General features: G+C 60.2%; 19 protein-coding genes and 1 other annotated feature. Of the genes, 3 read left to right on the top strand and 16 right to left on the bottom strand.

Features of this window, described 5'->3' with window-relative positions; genetic code table 11:
- From QZ326_RS00295 to QZ326_RS00225, 15 genes are all read right to left on the bottom strand, one after another.
- The coding region (locus QZ326_RS00295; protein WP_295739926.1) for an asparagine synthase-related protein at positions 1 to 943 on the bottom strand (943 nt) is incomplete at its 3' end.
- Between the two features lie 44 nt (positions 944 to 987).
- Positions 988 to 1237 (bottom strand) — a binding site (T-box leader).
- Between the two features lie 175 nt (positions 1238 to 1412).
- A complete protein-coding gene (gene purB / locus QZ326_RS00290) occupies positions 1413 to 2828 on the bottom strand; it encodes an adenylosuccinate lyase (protein WP_295739934.1) in 1416 nt (471 codons plus the stop codon).
- Between the two features lie 29 nt (positions 2829 to 2857).
- The gene (locus QZ326_RS00285; RefSeq protein WP_295739923.1) at positions 2858 to 3265 is read right to left on the bottom strand and encodes a hypothetical protein; all 408 of its coding nucleotides are present in this window, start codon (positions 3263 to 3265) and stop codon (positions 2858 to 2860) included.
- An 18-nt stretch (positions 3266 to 3283) separates the two neighbouring features.
- Positions 3284 to 4558 carry an adenylosuccinate synthase gene (locus tag QZ326_RS00280; RefSeq protein WP_295739921.1) on the bottom strand — a complete coding sequence of 425 codons (1275 nt, stop codon included), beginning with the start codon at positions 4556 to 4558 and terminating at the stop codon, positions 3284 to 3286.
- A gap of 190 nt (positions 4559 to 4748) precedes the next feature.
- The gene (locus QZ326_RS00275) at positions 4749 to 6917 is read right to left on the bottom strand and encodes a Tex family protein (RefSeq protein ID WP_295739917.1); all 2169 of its coding nucleotides are present in this window, start codon (positions 6915 to 6917) and stop codon (positions 4749 to 4751) included.
- 171 nt (positions 6918 to 7088) lie between these two features.
- Positions 7089 to 7439, bottom strand: coding sequence for a hypothetical protein (locus QZ326_RS00270; RefSeq protein ID WP_295739914.1), 351 nt, complete (start codon positions 7437 to 7439; stop codon positions 7089 to 7091).
- A gap of 70 nt (positions 7440 to 7509) precedes the next feature.
- Complete coding sequence (locus QZ326_RS00265) at positions 7510 to 7893, bottom strand: hypothetical protein (protein WP_295739911.1); 384 nt, start codon at positions 7891 to 7893, stop codon at positions 7510 to 7512.
- Between the two features lie 233 nt (positions 7894 to 8126).
- Entirely contained in the window at positions 8127 to 9611 is a 1485-nt protein-coding gene (locus tag QZ326_RS00260) for a DUF1846 domain-containing protein (RefSeq protein ID WP_295739931.1), read from the bottom strand.
- A 159-nt stretch (positions 9612 to 9770) separates the two neighbouring features.
- A complete protein-coding gene (locus tag QZ326_RS00255; RefSeq protein WP_295739908.1) occupies positions 9771 to 10643 on the bottom strand; it encodes a CPBP family intramembrane glutamic endopeptidase in 873 nt (290 codons plus the stop codon).
- Positions 10644 to 10717: 74 nt separating this feature from the next.
- Positions 10718 to 11413 carry a hypothetical protein gene (locus QZ326_RS00250; RefSeq protein WP_295739905.1) on the bottom strand — a complete coding sequence of 232 codons (696 nt, stop codon included), beginning with the start codon at positions 11411 to 11413 and terminating at the stop codon, positions 10718 to 10720.
- Positions 11400 to 12062 carry a hypothetical protein gene (locus tag QZ326_RS00245; RefSeq protein ID WP_295739902.1) on the bottom strand — a complete coding sequence of 221 codons (663 nt, stop codon included), beginning with the start codon at positions 12060 to 12062 and terminating at the stop codon, positions 11400 to 11402. The genes QZ326_RS00250 and QZ326_RS00245 overlap by 14 nt, the downstream gene beginning before the upstream one ends.
- Positions 12059 to 12529 (bottom strand): hypothetical protein, encoded by a 471-nt coding sequence (locus QZ326_RS00240; protein WP_295739899.1) that lies wholly within the window; start codon positions 12527 to 12529, stop codon positions 12059 to 12061. The genes QZ326_RS00245 and QZ326_RS00240 overlap by 4 nt, the downstream gene beginning before the upstream one ends.
- Positions 12510 to 13028 (bottom strand): RNA polymerase sigma factor, encoded by a 519-nt coding sequence (locus QZ326_RS00235; RefSeq protein WP_295739896.1) that lies wholly within the window; start codon positions 13026 to 13028, stop codon positions 12510 to 12512. Before QZ326_RS00235 ends, QZ326_RS00240 begins: the two co-directional genes overlap by 20 nt.
- Before the next feature lie 134 nt (positions 13029 to 13162).
- On the bottom strand, positions 13163 to 13456 hold the full coding sequence (locus QZ326_RS00230; protein ID WP_295739893.1) for a helix-turn-helix transcriptional regulator: 294 nt from the start codon (positions 13454 to 13456) through the stop codon (positions 13163 to 13165).
- A gap of 664 nt (positions 13457 to 14120) precedes the next feature.
- A complete protein-coding gene (locus QZ326_RS00225; protein WP_295739891.1) occupies positions 14121 to 16034 on the bottom strand; it encodes a peptidoglycan DD-metalloendopeptidase family protein in 1914 nt (637 codons plus the stop codon).
- 302 nt (positions 16035 to 16336) lie between these two features.
- Here QZ326_RS00225 and pta point away from each other — a divergent pair, with 302 nt between their 5' ends.
- On the top strand, positions 16337 to 17317 hold the full coding sequence (pta, locus tag QZ326_RS00220) for a phosphate acetyltransferase (RefSeq protein WP_295739889.1): 981 nt from the start codon (positions 16337 to 16339) through the stop codon (positions 17315 to 17317).
- 153 nt (positions 17318 to 17470) lie between these two features.
- Here pta and QZ326_RS00215 read toward each other — a convergent pair whose 3' ends face one another.
- Positions 17471 to 17629 carry a hypothetical protein gene (locus QZ326_RS00215; RefSeq protein WP_295739886.1) on the bottom strand — a complete coding sequence of 53 codons (159 nt, stop codon included), beginning with the start codon at positions 17627 to 17629 and terminating at the stop codon, positions 17471 to 17473.
- 322 nt (positions 17630 to 17951) lie between these two features.
- Here QZ326_RS00215 and QZ326_RS00210 point away from each other — a divergent pair, with 322 nt between their 5' ends.
- A complete protein-coding gene (locus QZ326_RS00210) occupies positions 17952 to 18557 on the top strand; it encodes a hypothetical protein (protein WP_295739885.1) in 606 nt (201 codons plus the stop codon).
- A 999-nt stretch (positions 18558 to 19556) separates the two neighbouring features.
- Positions 19557 to 19901, top strand: a complete 345-nt coding sequence (locus QZ326_RS00205) for a hypothetical protein (RefSeq protein ID WP_295739882.1) — start codon at positions 19557 to 19559, stop codon at positions 19899 to 19901.
- Positions 19902 to 19928: the final 27 nt, after the last annotated feature.

The following is a 19928-nucleotide window of genomic DNA, read 5'->3' as shown; positions in this document are numbered from 1 at the left end:
AGAGGTACATCCCCATGCTGGCCCGGATGGTGGTGATGTCCCAGGTGCCCAGCAGCGCGATGAGGCCGTCCAGAGAATCCAGCACCTCCTGCCGGGTCATGATGACCTCCGTGTGGTCGGCGCCGATAAAATCGGCGGTCTCCCGGGCGTATTTCAGATCGATGGCGTCGGTGTCCATCCCGATGGCAAAGGTGCGGATCTTCTTCCCCAGCACGATGGAGCTGATGGCGCACACCAGCGAGGAGTCCAGCCCGCCGGAGAGAAGGAAGCCCACCGGGGCGTCGGCGTCCAGCCGTTTGTCCACGGCGGCGATCAGCCGGTCCCGAATGCCCCGGCACACCGTCTCCAGATCGTCTTTGCAATAGGAGCGGACCGCAGTCAGGTCAGCATAGCGGACGAACCTGCCGCGGGCGTAGTAGTGCCCCGGAGGGAAGGGGCAGATTTCATCGCACAGGCCCACCAGGTTCTTGGCCTCGCTGGCAAAGACGATGGCCCCGGTCCTGTCGTACCCAAAGAAAAGGGGGCGGATGCCGATGGGGTCCCGGGCGGCGATAAGGGAATCCGCAGAGGCGTCGTAGATCACTAGGGCAAACTCCGCGTCCAGCCGGGAGAACATTTCCAGACCGTACTCACGGAACAGGGGGAGCAGTACCTCACAGTCGCTGCCGCTTTGGAACTGGTAGCCCTTTTCCGCCAGTTGGCGTTTCAGAGGCCGGAAACCGTAGATCTCGCCGTTGCAGACCACAAAGTCTCCGTCCAGGGAGAAGGGCTGCATCCCCGCCTCCGTGAGGCCCATAATGGAAAGCCGCTGGAAGCAGAGCCAGCCGGAGGGGGTCTCGACGATCTGACTCATGTCCGGGCCCCGGGAGGCCGTGCGGTCCAGGAAGGGGACGATCTCCTGCCGGGTCAGCGTCTTCTGGGAAAATCCCATGATTGTACACATAAGCGCACCTCCTAGATAAAATAAAACGCAGCTATATCCTAATATTTTAGGACGAATAGCTGCTATCCGCGGTGCCACCTAATTTGCCTCCCAATGGGACGCCACCTCTTCAAGGCTCCAACAAGCCCGCGTGATGTAACGGTCACGACCCGTCGCGCTTACTGGCGGATGAATCCGCGTTCAGGTTGCGGCTCCGGAGTGTTCTTCCCGCGGATTCTTTGGTACGGGGTTTCCACCATCCCCCGCTCACTGGCCCGGAACGTCCGCGTTACTTTTCTCCATCAATGCCTTGACAATTTTTAATTGATGTTTGCAGTGTATCACCGCAGACGGGCGTTTGTCAACGTCAAAACAGACAAAATCCAGAACCAATTTTCTGCAACCTTATTCGACTTTGCAGAGAAAACGGATAAACCAACGGCGGACAGCTGTCCTTCATTTGAGAACAGCAGTCCGCCGCGAAGGGCATTTACAGATTGATCTCCGGCTTTTCCAGGGAGGCGTCTGCCAGAAGCGGCCGTACCCGGGCCAGAAAGACCTCCACCTGCTCTGTGCAGCGGCCGGTGTACAGTGCCGGATCCAGCACGGCCTCCATCTCCGCCCCTGTCATGCCGAAAGCCTGCTCCGCAGCCAGCCGGTGCAGCAGGTCGCAGGGCTTGCCCTCTTTCATCTTGGCAGTGGCGGCCATGGAGCAGGTGCGGATGATCTCGTGGAGCGCCTGCCGGTCGCCGCCACGCTTGACCCCCTCCATCATCAGGTTCTCCGTGGCGATGAAGGGGAGGTACTCCCGCACGGTGCGGTCCACCACCTTCTCATTGACGTGGAGACCGTCGGTGACGTTCTGACTGAGGCGCAGAATGGCGTCGGCGCAGAGAAAGCCCTCCGGCATGGAGATCCGGCGGTTGGCGGAGTCGTCCAGGGTCCGCTCCAGCCACTGGACGGAGGCGGTGAGAGGCGCGTTCATGGCGTCGGCCATGAGGTAGCGGCTCAGAGAGCAGATGCGCTCGGACCGCATGGGGTTGCGCTTGTAGGCCATGGCGGAGGACCCGATCTGGTTTTTCTCAAAGGGCTCCTCCACCTGCCGGTCGTGCTGGAGCAGGCGGATGTCGTTGGCCATCCGGCAGCAGCTCTGGGCGATGGCGGAGAGGCAGTTTAAGATGCGGCTGTCCACCTTCCGGGGATAGGTTTGGCCGCAGACGGGGAAGCACTTGTCAAAGCCGAATTCCCCGGCGATCTGCCGGTTCATCTCGTCGATTTTCTCACCGTCCCCCTCAAAGAGGTCCATAAAGCTGGCCTCGGTGCCGGTGGTGCCCCGGCAGCCCAGGAATTTCAGGTTCTCCAGAACAAAGTCCAGCTCCTCCAGATCACTGAGGAAATCCTGCATCCACAGCGCGGCCCGTTTGCCCACGGTTACCAGCTGGGCGGGCTGGTAGTGGGTGTAGCCCAGAGTGGGCGTGGCCTTGTACTTCTCCGCAAACTGAGCCAGGTTCGCCAGCACGGCGGCCAGTTCTCCCCGGAGATACCGCAGGCCCTCCCGGTAGAGAATCAGGTCCGCGTTGTCGGTAACATAGCAGCTGGTTGCCCCCAGATGGATAATGCCGGCGGCGGAGGGAGCGGCCTTGCCGTAGGTATAGACGTGGGCCATGACGTCATGGCGGACCTCCTTCTCCCTCTGGGCCGCCATTTCAAAGTCAATGTCGGAGATATGAGCCTCCAGCTCCGCCACCTGGTCCGCCGTCACAGGCAGGCCCAGCTTGTGCTCTGCCCGGGCCAGGGCCACCCACAGCCGCCGCCAGGTCTGAATGCGCTTTTCGGCGGAGAAGAGGTTCAGCATAAATTCCGACGCGTACCGGGAGGACAGGGGGGATTCATAGCGGTCTTTCATCATCAAAACCTCCAATTTGAGAACAGGCTCTAGATCAATTGCCGGGGAAGGCCCGCAAACAGCCCGTCCAGTTCTGCGTGGGTCATGGCCCGAATCAAAATCCAGCCCTCTGATTCCGCCAGAGAGAAGGGCCGGAGCCGCTTCATGGCCTCCGGATACTCCATCTGCCCCAGAATGCGCTGCTCGGTGATGCTGACCGGGCTGAGAATCCAGTCTGGAACGGGTCTGCCGTCCACCGCCCACTGGCTCCCGGGATGAAGGGGGAGCAGGGTGTCCACATCCTCTGTCAGGGTGCAGTTTCCAAGGAGGGTGTCACCGCCGTTTTTCTGGTACACCTGGGGATTGGCCCGGTAGGCGTCTTTCCACCGGCGGGCGGTCTCCTCCTGGCTGAGCCCCTTTTTTTCTGGCTGCTTTTTCCCAAAACCAAACAGTCCCATAGATTTCTCCCAAGTCGTTTATCGCAGGATAATGGCATCCCGCTCCGGTCCCACGGACACGTAGCCAATGCGGCAGCCAATCTCCTTTTCCACGTACTCCACATAGTCCCGGGCGGCCTGGGGCAGGTCCTCCCACTTCCGTGCGCCGGAGATATCGCATTTCCAGCCGGGCATGGAGGTCTCCACCGGCCTTGCGTCTGCCAGCACGGCGGGGAAGGGGAACTGGTCCGTCTCCTGACCGTACAGCTCATAGTGGGCGCAGATGGGGATCTCATCCAGACAGCTCAGCACGTCCAGCTTGGTCAGGGCGATGTTGGTGGCGCCCTGGCACTGAACGCCGTAGCGGGTGGCTACCAGATCGATGGGGCCCACCCGGCGGGGGCGGCCGGTCTTGGCACCGTATTCGCTTCCCGCCTCCCGGAGCTTCTCCGCCTTTTCGCCGAACCACTCGCAGGTGAAGGGACCCTCGCCCACACAGGAGGAGTAGGCCTTCACCACACCCACGATCTCATCGATTTTGGCGGAGGGCAGGCCGGAGCCCACCGGGGCGTAGGCGGCGATGGGGTTGGAGGAGGTGGTGTAAGGGTAGATGCCGTAGTCGAGATCCCGCAGGGAGCCCAGCTGGGCCTCAAAGAGAATTTTCTTCCCCTCCGCCTGGGCGCCGCGCAAAAACGCGCCGGTGTCGCAGACGAAGGGCTTGATCTTTTCGCCAAAGTCCGCGAACCAGCTCCGCAGGTCTTCCATGGTATAGGGCTTTGCGCCGTAGACCTTTTCCAACGTCAGGTTCTTCCACTCTAGAATGCCCTCCAGGTGTTCCCAGAGCTTCGCCGGGTACAGCAGCTCCCCGGCCATGACGGTCTTCTTCTGGTATTTGTCGGAGTAAAAGGGGGCGATGCCCTGCTTGGTGGAGCCGTACTTCTTGTCCGCCAGGCGCTGCTCCTCCAGGTTGTCCAGATCACGGTGCCAGGGCAGCAGCAGGCTGGCCCGGTCACTGATTTTCAGATTCTCCGGGGTGATGGGCACGCCCTTGGACACCACGTCCTGCATCTCCGTCCAGAGGCTCTCGCAGTCCACGGCCACACCGTTGCCCAGGATGTTCACGACACCGTCCCGGAAAATGCCGGAGGGCAGCAGGTGCAGGGCGAATTTGCCTTTTTCGTTCATCACCGTGTGTCCGGCGTTGCCGCCGCCCTGGTAGCGGACCACCACGTCGTAGTCCTGGGTCAGCAGGTCCACCATGCGGCCCTTGCCCTCGTCGCCCCAGTTGATGCCTACAATGGCGCAATTTGACATTTTGAAAAGCCTCCCGGTTTTTTTAGATTGCCAATATGATTATGATTATAGAGGTTGACCTATTGTAAAAATGCGCGCTCAACCTTCCCTATTATAGCGGGGTTTCTCCTATAAGTAAAGCGCGAAATGATAATATTCAATATTGCTTTAGCTTATGTGCTGGTTGGGAGGCAGGCCTCATTTGAGGCCATTAGCCCTTGGGGACCTGGCGCATGGAGAGGCTGATCCGCTTCTTTTTTTCATCCACCTCCAGCACCACTACCTTCACCACGTCCCCTACGGACACGGCCTCGGAGGGATGTTTGACAAATTTGTCCGCCACTTGGGAGATGTGGACCAGCCCGTCCTGGTGGACGCCGATGTCCACAAAGACGCCGAAGTCGATGACGTTGCGCACGGTGCCCGTCAGCACCATGCCGGGCTTCAGGTCCTTGATCTCCAGCACGTCGGTGCGGAGGATGGGCTGAGGCAGGTCGTCCCGGATGTCCCGGCCCGGCTTCATCAGCTCGCCAACCACGTCCCGCAGGGTGGGTACGCCCACGCCGCACTCCGCCGCGGCCCTTTCCTCGCCGTAGGATTTCACCTGGGCGGGCAGGTCCCGCAGGTTCCCGCCGCCCACGTCCGACAGAGAGTGGCCCGTCAGGGACAGCAGCTTCTCGGCGGCGCCGTAGCTCTCCGGGTGGACGGCGGTGTTGTCCAGCACGGATTTGCTCTCCGGCACCCGCAGGAAGCCGGCGCACTGCTGGAAGGCCTTGGGTCCCAGCTTGGGGACCTTTAAAATCTGCTTCCGGGCGGTGAAGGGGCCGTTTTCCTCCCGGTAGGCCACCACGTTTTTGGCGGTTGTGCTGTTCAGTCCTGCCACCCGCTGGAGGAGGGAGGGAGAGGCGGTGTTCACGTCCACGCCCACGGCGTTGACGCAGTCCTCCACCACGCCGTCCAGGGCCTCCCCCAGCCGCTTGGGGGGCATATCGTGCTGGTACTGTCCCACGCCGATGGCCTTGGGGTCGATTTTCACCAGCTCCGCCAGGGGGTCCTGGAGCCGCCGGGCGATGGACACGGCAGAGCGGAGGTTCACGTCGAACTGGGGGAACTCCTCCGCCGCCAGCTTGCTGGCGGAGTACACGGAAGCCCCGGCCTCGGAGACAATCATATAGGAGACATGGGCTCCGGCGGCGTTCACCTGCCGGATCAGTTCCACCGCCATCTGTTCCGTCTCCCGGCTGGCGGTGCCGTTGCCGATGGCGATGTGCTCCACACCGTGCTTTTTGATGAGTTTTGCCAGGGTGGCAATGGCCTCGTCCTTCTTCCGCTCATTGTAGGTGGGGTAGACCACGGCGGTGTCCAGTACCTTGCCGGTGCCGTCCACCACGGCCACCTTGCAGCCCATGCGGTACCCGGGGTCCAGGCCCATGGTGACCTTGCCTTTCACCGGCGGCTGCATCAGGAGGGGACGCAGGTTCAGGGCAAACTGGCCGATGGCCCCCTCGTTGGCCCGGTCGGTCAGCTCAGAGCGGGCCTCCCGCTCCAGGGAGGGAAAGATCAGACGGTCGTAGGCGTCTTCGGCGGCGGCCTTCACAAATTCCATGGCCCGGCTGCCGGGGACCACCACATGGCGGCGGACGGTCCGCAGGGCCAGCTCCCGGTCCAGTTCGATGGAGACCTTCAGCAGTTCCTCCTTCTCTCCCCGGTTGACGGCCAGGATCTGGTGGCCCTGGAGCCTGGAGAGGGCCTGGGAAAAGTCATAGTACAGGCGATAGACGCTGTCCTCCTCTGTGGCGGCGGCGCTGCGGAGGATCCCGTTTTTCATCAGCAGCTCCCGCAGCCGCTTGCGCAGCTCCGCGTCGTCGGAAATCTGCTCGGCGATAATGTCGGATGCCCCTTGAAGGGCGTCCTCCGCTGTCTCCACGCCCTTTTCCAGGTCGACGTACTTCGCCGCTTCCTCCAGCGGGTCCGGGCAGTCCGGCCCCTGGGCGAAGAGGAGCTCTGCCAACGGCTCCAGGCCCTTCTCCTTCGCCATCGTGGCCCGGGTGCGGCGCTTTTGCTTGTAGGGGCGGTACAGGTCCTCCACCTCCGCCAGCGTTTGGGCGCTGTCGATGGCGGCGGCCAGCTCCTCCGTCAGCTTGCCCTGCTCCTCGATGGCGAATTTCACCGTCTCCCGCCGTTCCTGGAGGCCCCGGAGGTACTGGAGCCGTTCCTCCAGGGTCCGGAGGGCGGTGTCGTCCATGGCGCCGTGGAGCTCCTTGCGGTACCGGGCGATGAAGGGGATAGTGTTGCCCTCGTCCAGGAGGCGCACCACGTTTTCCACATGCTCCGGCCGCTTGTCCAATTCCCGTGCAATTTGTAAAATAATCGGGTCCATAAAGTGTTCCTTTCCATTCCAATCAATTCCAAAAGCTGTGGGTGGTCTCCGCCAGCTTGTCCAGTGTACTGCCGCGGACATCGGACGGGGTATCCAGCCCCACAAAAAAGTCTACAAAAAATTCTCCCCATCCGGGTCTCTGCGCATGGTTTTCCGGTACAGCTCCTCCATTCAGCGGCGCGCCGCCTCCCGGCGGCAACTCAGCCGGGCCTTTGCCGCCTCTATGCCCCGGTGCAGCGCCAGTCCCAGCAGGATATTCAGCGTCCAGCAGGAGAGGGAGAAGAAGAGGCACCGCGGACCGTGGTCCAAAAGCGGGGCCAGAGTGTCAAATTCCCGGGTGAACACTACGTTCAAAAGATAGATCTCCAGACTGTTTTTCCCCAGCAGGCGCAGAAAGCGGTGCGGTCCCTCAATGCGGAGGCCGTCCAGCAGCCAACTCAGCAGCAGACACCCCGGCATGAGCATGGAGATGGCGATGTAGCAAAAGTTGATGTAAAAGCCCCGGCGGATACCAGCACCCAAAGGAGCGCTCCGCAGACCGCGAGAAGGGCCCAGACTGCCTCATGCCGCCGGTCAAGGGGGCGGTCCTCCGTCAGACAGCGCCCGGCAAAGCCCCCAGGGAAAAGGTGGGAATCCGGTAGAGAAAGTCCTCCATATAGTTCAGCTCCAGAGCAATGGACAGGCGGTACAGCCCATAGGACACAGGGAAAGCCGCCAACACCAGCGCCAGCGGATGACCGCTGCGGCGGAACATCCGGAAAAAGAGGGGCGAGAGCAGATAAAAGGCCAGCAGGGCAGGCACATACCAGTTAAACGAGCCAGGGATGTGAAACCAATAGTACAGCGCGGACATGCTCCACGCCGCCGTTTTCAGGGAGATACGGCCGCAGAGGCGCAGCCACAGGCTATAGGTTCCCACCACAAGCCAGTAGGACGGCAGGATCCGAACAGCCGGGCGTGCGTAGTATGCGGACAATAGCCCCCGCCTTGTTTGCCTGTGAAAGAGAGACATACAGCCCCATGCCCGATAGCAGAAAGAAGACGTCCACCCCCGCAAAACCGGCGGCCTTAAAGGCATCCAGCGGGAGGAGGCCAAATTTCAGCTCATAGGCATGGAACAGCAGGCCAGCCCCATCAGCCTGCTGCGGTATAGGCTGAGCAGTCCGTAACTAGAGGCGCAGAGCAATTTCGTTTCCATAAGATACCTCTTTACTTGTGGTACAGCTTCTTCGTCTCGTACTTGGGCTCAAAGCTGACGTTGATGCCCAGCTGCCGCAGCAGCCGCTCGTCCTCGTCGCTGAGAATGACGGAGAAGTGGGCGTCGCAGCCCCGGAGCTTTGGCATCTGCTGCTGGGCCAGGTCCGCCAGGGGGTTGGTCAGAGCGGAGATGGTCAGGGCCAGCAGCACCTCGTCGGTGTGAAGGCGGGGGTTCTTATGGCCCAGATATCCGGTCTTCAGGCGGCACACCGGCTCCAGGACCTGGGCGGAGATCAGCTCAAAGTGGTGGTCGATGTTCCCCAGGGCCTTCAGGGCGTTCAGCAGCAGGGCGGAGGCCGCGCCCAATGTTTCGGAGGTTTTGCCTGTCACCACCCGGCCATCCGGCAGGACCATGGCCCCGGCAGGGGCCCCGGTGGCCTCGGCCTTCAAAAGGGCGGCGGACACAGCGGGACAGATTTCCGGCGTGACGCCGGCCTGGTTCATCACCAGCTCCAGTTTCCGCACCGGCTCGTCCCCGGCCTTTCCCTGGATTTTCTCCACACAGGCGGTGTAGTAGCGGCGGAGAATCTCCTGCCGGGAGGCCTCCCGGCATACCCCGTCGTCCACGATGCAGTTTCCCGCCATGTTTACCCCCATGTCCGTGGGGGATTTGTAGGGGGAGGCGCCTTGAATTTTCTCGAAGATGGCGTTGAGCACCGGGAAGATCTCCACGTCCCGGTTGTAGTTCACGGCGGTCTCACCGTAGGCCTCCAGGTGGAAGGGGTCGATCATGTTCACGTCGTTCAGGTCTGCTGTGGCGGCCTCGTAGGCCAGATTCACCGGGTGCCTCAGCGGCAGGTTCCAGATGGGGAAGGTCTCAAACTTGGCGTATCCGGCGGTGATGCCCCGTTTGTGGTCATGGTAGAGCTGGCTGAGGCAGGTGGCCATCTTGCCGCTGCCGGGGCCCGGGGCCGTGACCACCACCAGGGAGTGTGTAGTCTCGATGTAGTCGTTTTTTCCAAGGCCGTCGTCGCTGACGATATGGGGCACGTCGGAGGGATAGCCCGCGATAGGGTAGTGGCGGCAGCACCGGATGCCCAGGGCGGTCAGCCGCTTCAAAAAGGCGTCGGCGGCGGTCTGGCCGTTGTAGCGGTTCAGCACCACGCTGCCCACATACAGGTCCATGCCCCGGAAGATATCAATGAGACGCAGCACATCGTCGTCGTAGGCGATGCCCAGGTCCCCCCGGATCTTGTTTTTCTCAATGTCCGCCGCGTTGATGGCGATGACGATCTCCACATCGTCCCGCAGCTGCTGGAGCATCCGGATTTTGCTGTCCGGCGCGAAGCCGGGCAGCACCCGGGAAGCGTGGTAGTCGTCAAAGAGCTTGCCGCCAAACTCCAGGTACAGTTTGCCGCCGAACTGGGCAATCCGTTTTTTGATCTGCTCCGACTGGGTGGTGAGATATAATTCGTTGTCAAAGCCGATAGCCGCCATGATGGAGATTCCCCCTTCATACAAAAATTTTCCCGGACAAGTATACCACATTCGGGCGGATTTGGAAAGAAAAATAGAGCGGGGAAATGGACGGAGTCTGGCAGGTCGGAAAAAGCCCCGGCCGATCCGGCCGGGGCTGTGCCGCCGCTTGCGGCGGGGTTATTCGGAGGCAGGCCGGAAGAGAGCCGTCCGCCCCTTTGGAAAGAGGAGGACCAGGCAGACAAGGGCGTATCCGGCGATGGCGATGAGAGAGGCTTCCGCGCCGAATCCCGCCCCGGTCAGCAGGATGTTGTCCAGCGGGAGCGTGATTTGAAACAGCGGGCTGCCGTAGGCGCCCTCCGCCGTTGTGATGTGCAGAATGTTGGTCGCCATGACAAAATTCCACACGGCATGCATGAGGGCGCTGCCGCCGATGGAGTTTCCCCGGCAGGCGGCCAGGGAGAACATGACCCCCACCAGCGTACCGCTGACAGCCAGCAGCGCAAGGCCCCCGGCGGTGAAGACCTCCATGGAGGGGATGTGGGCCAGGCTGAACAGCAGCGACGGGACCAGAATCGCAGCAGACCGGTTCCAGCGGCGCTCAAGCAGCCGCATGATAAAGCCTCGGAACAGCATCTCCTCCAGAATGCCGGCTTTCAGGGCCATGGCCGCGGAGGTGGCCGTGGTCAGAAGCAGTTCACCGGGGGAAAAGGCGTTTGCCTCCGCCGTTCCCACCGTCCAAAAGGCGGCGGCTGCAAAGGCGGGGAGCAGGAGGGACAGGACGGCGCTCCACACCGGGATCCGAAAGGTGATTCCAAAGTCTTCCATTTTCAAATGGAGGCGCTTTTCCGTATAGAGCCGGAAAAAGCCCCACGTGACCAGCAGACACCCGGTCATTCGGAGAATGACATACCACTCCCAGCTTTGAAATGTGATGACGGAGAAGAGCCCGTCAAAGATCAGGCTGCTGGAGAGGTCCCCGGCCAGAAACAGCAAAAAATAGATGGCTGCGTGGGAGAGGGTTTCTGCTGTTGAAAAGGGATGCTGTTCCATTTTCAAGCGCTCCTTTCTCAGATGAAAACGGCATCCGCCGGAAACAAGTGTCGTTCCGGCGGATGCCAGATGGTTCAGCCGTCCTCTTGGGGAACGGTCTCGATTTCCGAGTAACGCTCGGTCTCCGGCGGCGCCTCCTCCGCCGGCGGGACCTCCCCGGCAACGGCGCGGACGAAGGAAAATCCCCCGCCGGCATGGCGGCCCCAGACCAAAATGGTGTAGTCCCCGGTTCTGGGGATCTCAATCGTGTGGTTCCCCTCCAGGGCATTGCCCTCGCAGAGGGTGTTCCCGTCCTCGTCGCTGATCTCCACCTCCAACCGGCCGTAATAGGTGTAGATTTGGCACTGGAGCGTGTCCCCCGCCTCCAGGCGCATGGTGTGGGAGTCTGCGCCGTCCAACCGGTCGTAGGTCATCTCGTAAAGGTATTCGTTGGCCCAGCGGGAGGCGCTGACGAGGGAATTCCCGTTGACGACCCACCAGGCCGCACAGTACATACACAGCGCCGCCCCGGTGAGGATGAAGCAGAGGAACATCCCCAGCCAGTCGTATTTCACCCGTCCGCCGCCCCGGGCGGAGAGCAGCGTCTCGATTCCCAGGAGAATCAGAATGCAGGGGGAGGCTTTCAGCAGCCACTCCGGCTGGAACTGGGGCCAGAACATGGACGCCAGCATCCCCGCGCCGGCAATGACCAATACGATCCCCAGGGTGAAGGTGCCCACCCGGCGCTGCCGGGGAACTGCGGTCTGCACCGCCTGCTCAGCCGTTTCCATGGGCGTCCTCCTCTTCTGTTTCCGGCCCGCCGCCGGGGACGTCCGGCGCGTGGGGAGCCTCCTGGAAGAACTCCGGCTGATAGGCCGGACCCTCAGCCTCCGGGCCGGGGGTGAAGACGGGGATGTCATCCGGGGCCGTCCGCTTGGGCCCCCGGATGAACCACATGCCCAGGGCAATGATCAGCAGTGTCACCGCGATGCGGGGGGCGTCCCACACCAGCAGGTCATACAGCCAGTCCAGCCAGGGGAACAGATTCCAAATCCCCCGCATGAACTGCTGGACCACGGTGTTATACAGCACATACAGGCCCACCAGCACCAGCGCCCAGCCGATGACGCTGTGCCGCTTGGCCAGGAGCTCCGAGAGGCGCTGGGCGTCCAGGTCCGACATGCCGAAGAGGTAGGCGTCCTCGTCCTCCGTGCCCTCCATCCGCTGGCGGCGGAGGTTGTAGCTGTCAAAAAAGGAGTAAAGCCACAGCGGCAGCAGGAATACCGCCAGAGTTCCGATCTCCAGGAAGATGGCAATGGCCAGCACGCCGCAGAACACAATGGTCTGGGAGATGCCCCGCTTCATAAGTCCCTGGTGCATCTGCCCGCACCCGGGGACGCAGGAGAAGATAAAGAATAAAATGCCTCGGATCAGTCTCATGATGAAATCCCTCCTCGAGAGTTGTTTCCCGGCCTCAGGCCGTCAAAGAAGTCCGTCACGCCCGACAGCGTCTCGCTGAGGGCGTCGTTCCAGCGCTCCGGCCAGGTGTGGAGCCGCTCCGCGGCGGAGCGGGTCTCCGGCAGGGCGGGACGGGAGAGCTGAATCTCCTGGCCGCTCCACAGCAGGGTCAGCGCCAGGGCCACGGCGGCGGCGGCCGTGGCGTACCGGCTGGTCACCAGCCGGAGGGTCCGCGTTCTGACGCGGACCCAGAGGGTCTTCTGGCAGGACCGCTCCGGCTCCAGCAGCACCGTGCCGGCCAAGGCGTCCGTGTACCGCTGGAGGCACAGATCGCAGAAGGACAGGTGCTCCGCGATCTCCAGGCGGCCCAGTTCGTCCAGGCCATCGTCCCGGACCAGGGCCGCCAGCGCCTCGTTTGTCAGATGTCCGTCAGCGCGAAACCGTTCCATATCCTCCGCTCCTTTCCAATCGCTCCCGCAGCAGCCGTTTGCCCCGGGAGAGCTGTGTATGTACTGTCTTTACCGGCCTGCCCAGGGCCAGGGCCGCCTCCTCCGGGGACTTCTCCTCCAGCAGGCACAGGCGGCACACCGGCCGGTAAGGCTCCTTGAGGGCTTCGATTTCTGCCGCAATGGAGGCCGCTCCGGTCTTTTGCAGGGCGATTTCCTCGGCGGGCGGGGCCAGGCCCGGGGGCATGGCCCCGTCCCCCGGAAGCACGCTGTGACGGGACCAGGCGCTTTGCAGGTGGTCCTTGGCCTTGTTGGCGGCGATGCGTCCCAGCCACTGCCGCTCATAGCCCTGGGGGAGGGAACCCCGGTGGAGCCAGGCAGAGAGGAATGTCTCCTGGGTCAGGTCCTCGGCAGCGGAGGCGTCCCGCACCAACTGAAAGCAGACGGTATAGACCAGCCGTTCGTACTGGGATACCAACTCCGAAAACTGCTCTTTTGTCATGTTTCCTGCCGCCACCTCCCTCCCGTGCGCCTGATGCCTATATTACGGGACAGGGGCCCGGATTTCTTCAACTTTTCGTGAAATTTTTCAAGAGGTGAGGGCCCGGCTGCCTTCGGCGGCCGGGCCGGCGCGTTTCACGGGGCGGAGGTGTCCAGCATTCCCAGGATATAGGTCGGGGCCAGATCCAGCAGGGCGGAGAGATCCCCGGCTTCCCGGGGCAGAGCGGGGCGGCGGATTTCGGAGAGGCCCATGGCATAGTCGATGCTGGCGTGGAAGATAGCGGACATCTTCTGCAATTGTGGAAAACTGGGGTAATGCTTCCGGTTTTCGTAGGCGCTCACTGTCTCCTGGGAGGCTCCCAGCTCGATGCTGAGACGGGCCTGGGTCATGTGAAATTCTTCCCGCAGCTGCCTGATATGGTTCTCCATAATACCCTCCCTGCAACCTCCCCGCGCTGCCCGCCGCCCGAGACATGAGACGGGGAGCCTATATGGGTTTATGCTATATTTGGAGGGCAAATGGAATCGATTGATATTCCAATAGTTTAAAAATGGGATGTGCTTCTCCTTAATGAAATTTTATAAGTTACACTTGTATTTAGCAGAGGTTTGCGCTATATCACATACAGGTTTAACCTATATTTTGGGCAGATATGGGCAGAGATATCTGGAGAGCAGGGAGTGAGACCGTATTTTTGCGGGAGAGATAGAGGGAAAGCCGGTATGCAGACAGTCTTGAAGGGGACACGGACAAAGCGCAAATTGGCGGACGCTCTGTGGGAGCTGCTGGAGACCACGCCCTTGGAGCGGGTACAGGTCCACCCCCTGACGGACCGGTGCGGCATCCACCGCCAGACTTTTTACTGCCACTTTGCTGACGTCTATGAGCTCTTTACCTGGTCTGTCCGGGAGGACGGGGCGGCGCCTGCGCCATCCTCCTCTCCCAGCTGGAGAAGTGGATCCGGGAGGGCTGCGGCCCGGCCCCGGAGAGTATGGCGGCGCTGCTGGAGCAGATGGAGAACACAGAGGATTTTGGCGCAAAGAAAACGGGCCTCCCCGGATAGGGGAGGCCCGTTTCATCGTATATGCCGCGCTAGGGCAGATAGTTCAGCGGATTGCGGGCCACGCCGTTGTAGCGGACCTCAAAGTGACAGTGGTTGCCGGTGGAGTTGCCGGTGGAGCCCACCCGTGCAATCTGCTGGCCCTTGTAGACGTGCTGGCCCACGGAGACCGTCAGGCTGCTGTTATGGCCGTAGCGAGTCTTGTAGCCGTTGCCGTGGTCGATTTCCACCAGATAGCCGTAGCCGCCCATCCAGCCGGAGTAGGTGACGGTGCCGCCGTCGGCGGCGTAGACCGGCGTGCCACGCGGGGCCGCGATGTCGATGCCCTGGTGGTTGGTGGAGCCGATGCCGCCGGGGGACTTCCGTCCGCCGAAGCGGGAGGTAATACGGCCCGTAATGGGCCAGCGGAACGTGCCGGTGGGATACCAGGTGGGACGCTCCTTCGTGCCCCGGAGCTGGTGCTCCGTCACAGGTTCCCGGAGAGTGACGGAGGAGAGGACTGTCCGCTCCACCTCCTCGCCGTTGACGTAGGTGACGTTGGCCACTACGTCCGCCGCGCCGAAGACGCCCTTGGAGGTCACCTTGGTGTCGCCCTTGTACATGCTGTTATCGTCGGTGTACTCCACGTCGTAGTTTACCTCGGCTACATACCGTTCCTTTTGGACCACCGTCCTAGTCAGGTAGGGCACGGAGGAGGACATGGTCAGGATTTCGCCGATCTGCAGCTTGTTGATGTCATAGCCGGGGTTCAGGGCTTCCAGCTCCTTGGAAGTCAGGCCGTGGTCCTCGGCGATCTCGGACCAGGTGTCGCCCTGTTTCACCTCATAGGTGACCTCGGCGGTCTTGGTGCTGTACAGCGTCTCTGCCAGATACCCTAGATTCATGATCTGGTCGCTGGGGACGTACTCCTCTTTGATATTCACAGTCTCTGAGAAGTCGCAGAAGATGGTGTCCTCGTCGGTGCCGGCGGCTTTCAGCTGCTTTAGGAGTTCATCCAGGGCTCCAGCGTAGGGCGTGGCCCCAATAAATTCCCCTTCCACATACAGACAGTATGCGGCGGTTACCAGGCCCACCTCCTGGGAGAGGTCTTCGGCGTAGGTCTCCGGGTCCACCAGGTCCTGCCGGCGCAGCAGGCCGGAGGAGTATTGGATCAGGGAGTCGTCAATGGTGAAGCTCTCACCCAGAGTGCGGGTGGTGATCTGCTCCAGATCGTGGCGAACCTCTTCGGCGGCGGTCTGGGAGCTCATGGCGGCGATGACCTCGCCATTGTAACTGACCGTGGTGCCATAGGTGTAAGTGGAGAGGAACAGAGCTGCCAAAGCGATACAGGCTGTGCCCCCCAGGAACAGCAGGGGGAACAGCACACGGTGTCCGGCCCGTTCCGGCCGCTCCGGCCGGGAGGTGCCCCGGCTGATGGCCCGTTTCCGGTGGCCCCAGAGACGCTCCTGCAGCAGACTGCCCCACATGGGAAAAATGCCCCAGATCAACAGCAGGATTTGAATGGGAAAGCGGTTGGACTCAGGGAAGCGGGAAGCCCGTTTTTCCCGCAGAATGTGGCGCCAGCGGCGTTTGGCCCGCTTTAGATTCCAAGCGATGGCCTGATACCAGGTAACCGTGGGCCGGGGCTCGCCGGATCTGCGCGGGGAAGTGGCGGTTTTTCCGGCGGTCTTCTTTGGGTCCGGTTCCTCCCAGGCGGGGATGGCGGCCCGCCGCCTGGCCGTGCGGCGGAGGCGGTTCTCCACCGCGTGTTCCTGGGGGGCAGTTTCCGATGTGACCGCAGGGGGCTCCGGCGCAAGACCCCGGGAATAGAGGCCCGCCGTAGCGCCGGTGGATACCGAGGGGTCCAGGCGGTGCTCCTCCCGCCGGTCTTCCTGGCGCTCTGCCCGGGGGTTTGCAATGCGCCGCCCGCCGGACGGCGACTTCTTTGATCTTGGTCGTTGACTCATAATACTCCTGAAAAAGGCATAAAAGTTACAATTTGTTACCATTGGTATCATACCGCGTTTTACGGCTCCCGTCAACCCTGGAAAATGGCGAGGATCGGCATTTTTAGAGAAAAAAAGAGGCTGTATGCCTAGAATTCAGGGGTGTATTTTGTATAATTTGCATATTTTATTTGGCTGGCAGTGGAATAAATGTAAATTTTTTTGTGAGGATTTTCATTTTTCAATTGACCCGGCGGGTCAGTGGTGTATAATGAGGATAACTTGATCCATGTACTGTGGACTTTTATGGAGGTAATAGAAACATGTTTGAATTTCTTATCAAAAAGCTGAAGGCGCATCCCCGCAGGATTGTGTTCACCGAGGGCACGGACCCCCGTATTCTGGAGGCCTCCGCCCGCCTGCTGTCCGGTACGTTCCTGACCCCTGTCCTGGTGGGCAGGCCCGAAGAGGTCTTTGCCGCCGCGGAGGAGGCCGGTTTTAACATCCGGGGCGCCGAGATTGTGGACCCCGAGGCCTTTGAGGACATGGACAAGATGGTGGCCGCCATGGTGGAGCTGCGCAAGGGCAAGATGACCGAGGAGCAGTGCCGCTCCATGCTGAAGCAGGGCAACTACTTCGGCACCATGCTGGTGAAGATGGGCTACGCCGACGCGCTGCTGGGTGGAGCCACCTACTCCACCGCCGACACGGTCCGCCCCGCACTCCAGCTGATTAAGACTAAGCCCGGCTGCAAGATCGTCTCCTCCTGCTTCATTCTGGTCCGCTCCACCACCGTGGGCGACCGCGAGGTCATCGCTATGGCGGACTGCGCCATCAATATCAAGCCGAACGAGGATGAGCTGGTGGAGATTGCCCTGGAGACCGCCGGCACGGCCCGCCTCTTCGGCATTGACCCCCATATGGCGTTCCTGAGCTACTCCACCCACGGATCCGGCTCCGGCGAGGATGTGGACAAGATGCGCAACGCCTGCGCCAAGGCCAAGGCCCAGGCCCCCGATATCATCATCGACGGTGAGCTGCAGTTTGACGCCGCCGTGTCCCACCGTGTGGCGGAGACCAAGTGCCCCGAGTCTCCCCTGGCGGGCCGGGCCAACACCTTCATCTTCCCGGATATCAACGCCGGCAACATCGGCTACAAGATCTGCCAGCGCATGGGCGGCTTCGAGGCCTACGGACCCATTCTCCAGGGCCTGAACGCCCCCATCAACGACCTTTCCCGGGGCTGCAACGGCCAGGAGGTCTACTCCATGGCCCTGATCACCGCCGGTCTGTGCGAGGACTGACATCGGGAAAATGCCCCTGCTGAAAAGACGGGAACGCCTCCTGGCGTTCCCGTCTTTTTGACTGATACCGCGGGGCGATGTGGAGTGCGCGGCCTGGGCCGAGGAGAGAGGATTCATAAAGGAGCGGCCCCGCTGCCAGCGGGGCCGCTGTATTTAATCCGGATTCTGTATGTTGGGATCCGTATTTTCCATAAAGAGCTCCTCGGCCTGCCGCTGTGCCTCCATCAACCGGGCCTCCAGCCTGCGAAGCGTCTCTTCCGCGTCTGTCAGTGTGTTGAACAGCAAAAGATATTCTTTGGCAATCGTCTGCATTTTTCTTCGTCCTTTCTAAACGACCACAAAATGTGGATTGGAGTATCTTTATAATACACAAAATCATGCGGAAAACTTGTCTCAATTTGTCGAGGAAAACAGGAATCTGAAAAAAAATATAAAAGGACCGAGATTGGTTGGGAGACTCAACGAAAAAACGCAGGTTATGGCTGATTTTCCCGACCGAATGCGCACCGCCGTCTGCACCTGCGGGCGCAGAGCTGGGGGGATTGCGCTGAGGGACAGAATCTGATATGATAAAAAAACAGGAAACAAGGAAAGTGCAACGGCATTTCAATTCAATATGATTGGGAGGCAGCGTATGAAATACACCTACAATATTAATGGAAAGCCCGTATCCCTCTCCTGCCGGGAGGAGTGGAAGCCCACGGCGGACTTCCTGGCGGGGGTCCTGCTGGAGGAGGAGAAGGCCGGCGGCATATTGGAGGATGGCAGCATCATCCAGATCGGGTGGAGCTTTTACAAGTTTGTAAAGCAGGGGCCGGAGTTCCGGATGGTGACCTTCGACTATGTGGGGGACCCCTTCTCCGCCACAGAGGAGGACCTGTCCCTCAGCCTGCGGATCTTCCATGAGCAGACGGAGGTTCTGAATAAGGCTGCGGTCCAGGCGGTGACCACCTCCTTCCAGGACACCATGCTTATGAAGAAGACCGCCAGAAAGGCGGACACCGTCTATCTCCAGCGGCTGGAGCCCACCTGCGAGGGGGACTCCGGCTGGTACATGGGCGTCATCGGCGAGGATGGCTCCGAGGACCCCAACGACTACACCCGCATCTGCACATACCAGCTTCTCTCCTTCTGCGAGGCGGCCCTGGCGCTGATGCCGCTGCCACTGGGGACCATTGGCCTCTTTGAGCGTGGCCAGCTGGTAGAGGTGGTGGACGAGAACAACAAAAATCTATTTTGACAATGTCCGCCCCGAAGGAACAGGCGCCCTCACTCCGCCGCTGTGCGGCGGAGTGAGGGCGCCTTTCAGAAGAGTGGACCCTTCGGTCAGGCAGGGGAAGTGTGAGGAGAACAGGGACCCTTTTCCTGATGCTCGGGTGAGGTAAGGTATCACAGGAACATTTTGCCCAATTGACAGCTGCCACGCTATTCCAATGTTGATCATATTATCAAAAATTACTTAAAGGCCATTCTGTAAATTGCTATACTTATGTGGAAACAACTTGATTTTGCACACCATAAAATAAGTCGCTTTTACTTTTTGTGTTGATGGTTCTAAGCATTAGCAATTTTATCAGCAGCAACTCGAAATAAAGAATCGGTCGTAATATAATCAGGTGACAAACTGGAATCTGGAGAATGGATATGGAAATGAATCTGATCAAAATAGGTGTTGATGACGCGATGACGCAGAGAAATTATGGAAAATGCAGGTTAAGGCATTTCAAGGCTTATATGAGAAGTATCAAGATACAGAAACGAGTCCAGCAACCGAAAAGATCGATAAGATAATAATGAGATTAGATCAACCATTTACTTATTATTACTTTTATAGAGGTAAATAGTGTAATGGTAGGGGCTATACGAGTCGTTGACAAGAAGGAAGAAGGCAAGATCAAAAGGATATCCCCCATTTTCACAAGGGAAAAATATAGGAATAAAGGCTATGCGTAAAAGGCGTTACAGTTAGCTGAAAGTATTCATGGCTGTTCGGGCTGGGAGTTAGATACTATTTTACAAGAATAAATAAAATTGCCATTTATTATGAAAATGGGCTATTATCAAACAGGAAAAACAGAGATCATCAACAACAAATTAACATTTGTGTTTTACAAAAAAGGATAATATTATTTTTGGATTGCCAGCAAACCCGGAGTAAGATTGACCCCGGCTCATTTGTCCTCCGGCTCAATCCTGGCGGGGGATGATGTCCCAGACCCGCCGTTGAGCGGCGGCTGGGATGAACAGGCCCACTATTACAGTGACGGCGCTCAATATGTTTGGACGCCTGCGGGGGGGCATCAGGGAGCAGATCGGCGTATGTGGCGCAGATGTGGACAAGGGCGGTGGATTTGCCATCTATGAAATAGTGGATGACGAGGGCCGCACGTTCCTGTATACCGCTCCCCGCAAGTTTTATTCCGGCGGGGTAGAAAGCCGCCTTTGGATGCGGGACGGTGTGACCCTGGAAGCGCCTGCTGCAGAAATGGTATCTTTTATCACGGTTATTTCTAAAAATGCGGGAGGGCACTTCGGACCAGGCGGACGGCCCCGTTATGATTGCCGTCTTGCTGGAAGTGTATAATGGTGACAGCGTCCAGACACCAAATAG

The sequence above is a fragment of the uncultured Oscillibacter sp. genome, from assembly GCF_910587525.1.
GTDB lineage: Bacteria > Bacillota > Clostridia > Oscillospirales > Oscillospiraceae > Oscillibacter.
The sequence above is the reverse complement of the archived record's forward strand: the minus strand, read 5'-3'. Positions and strand labels throughout refer to the sequence as shown.

Coding starts and splice junctions, on each gene's coding strand:
- purB (WP_295739934.1), bottom strand. CDS start 2,828: ATGAAAGACCGCTATGAATCCCCCCTGTCCTCCCGGTACGCGTCGGAA.
- QZ326_RS00285 (WP_295739923.1), bottom strand. CDS start 3,265: ATGGGACTGTTTGGTTTTGGGAAAAAGCAGCCAGAAAAAAAGGGGCTC.
- QZ326_RS00280 (WP_295739921.1), bottom strand. CDS start 4,558: ATGTCAAATTGCGCCATTGTAGGCATCAACTGGGGCGACGAGGGCAAG.
- QZ326_RS00275 (WP_295739917.1), bottom strand. CDS start 6,917: ATGGACCCGATTATTTTACAAATTGCACGGGAATTGGACAAGCGGCCG.
- QZ326_RS00260 (WP_295739931.1), bottom strand. CDS start 9,611: ATGGCGGCTATCGGCTTTGACAACGAATTATATCTCACCACCCAGTCG.
- QZ326_RS00255 (WP_295739908.1), bottom strand. CDS start 10,643: ATGGAACAGCATCCCTTTTCAACAGCAGAAACCCTCTCCCACGCAGCC.
- QZ326_RS00250 (WP_295739905.1), bottom strand. CDS start 11,413: ATGGAAACGGCTGAGCAGGCGGTGCAGACCGCAGTTCCCCGGCAGCGC.
- QZ326_RS00245 (WP_295739902.1), bottom strand. CDS start 12,062: ATGAGACTGATCCGAGGCATTTTATTCTTTATCTTCTCCTGCGTCCCC.
- QZ326_RS00240 (WP_295739899.1), bottom strand. CDS start 12,529: ATGGAACGGTTTCGCGCTGACGGACATCTGACAAACGAGGCGCTGGCG.
- QZ326_RS00235 (WP_295739896.1), bottom strand. CDS start 13,028: ATGACAAAAGAGCAGTTTTCGGAGTTGGTATCCCAGTACGAACGGCTG.
- QZ326_RS00230 (WP_295739893.1), bottom strand. CDS start 13,456: ATGGAGAACCATATCAGGCAGCTGCGGGAAGAATTTCACATGACCCAG.
- QZ326_RS00225 (WP_295739891.1), bottom strand. CDS start 16,034: ATGAGTCAACGACCAAGATCAAAGAAGTCGCCGTCCGGCGGGCGGCGC.
- pta (WP_295739889.1), top strand. CDS start 16,337: ATGTTTGAATTTCTTATCAAAAAGCTGAAGGCGCATCCCCGCAGGATT.
- QZ326_RS00215 (WP_295739886.1), bottom strand. CDS start 17,629: ATGCAGACGATTGCCAAAGAATATCTTTTGCTGTTCAACACACTGACA.
- QZ326_RS00210 (WP_295739885.1), top strand. CDS start 17,952: ATGAAATACACCTACAATATTAATGGAAAGCCCGTATCCCTCTCCTGC.
- QZ326_RS00205 (WP_295739882.1), top strand. CDS start 19,557: ATGAACAGGCCCACTATTACAGTGACGGCGCTCAATATGTTTGGACGC.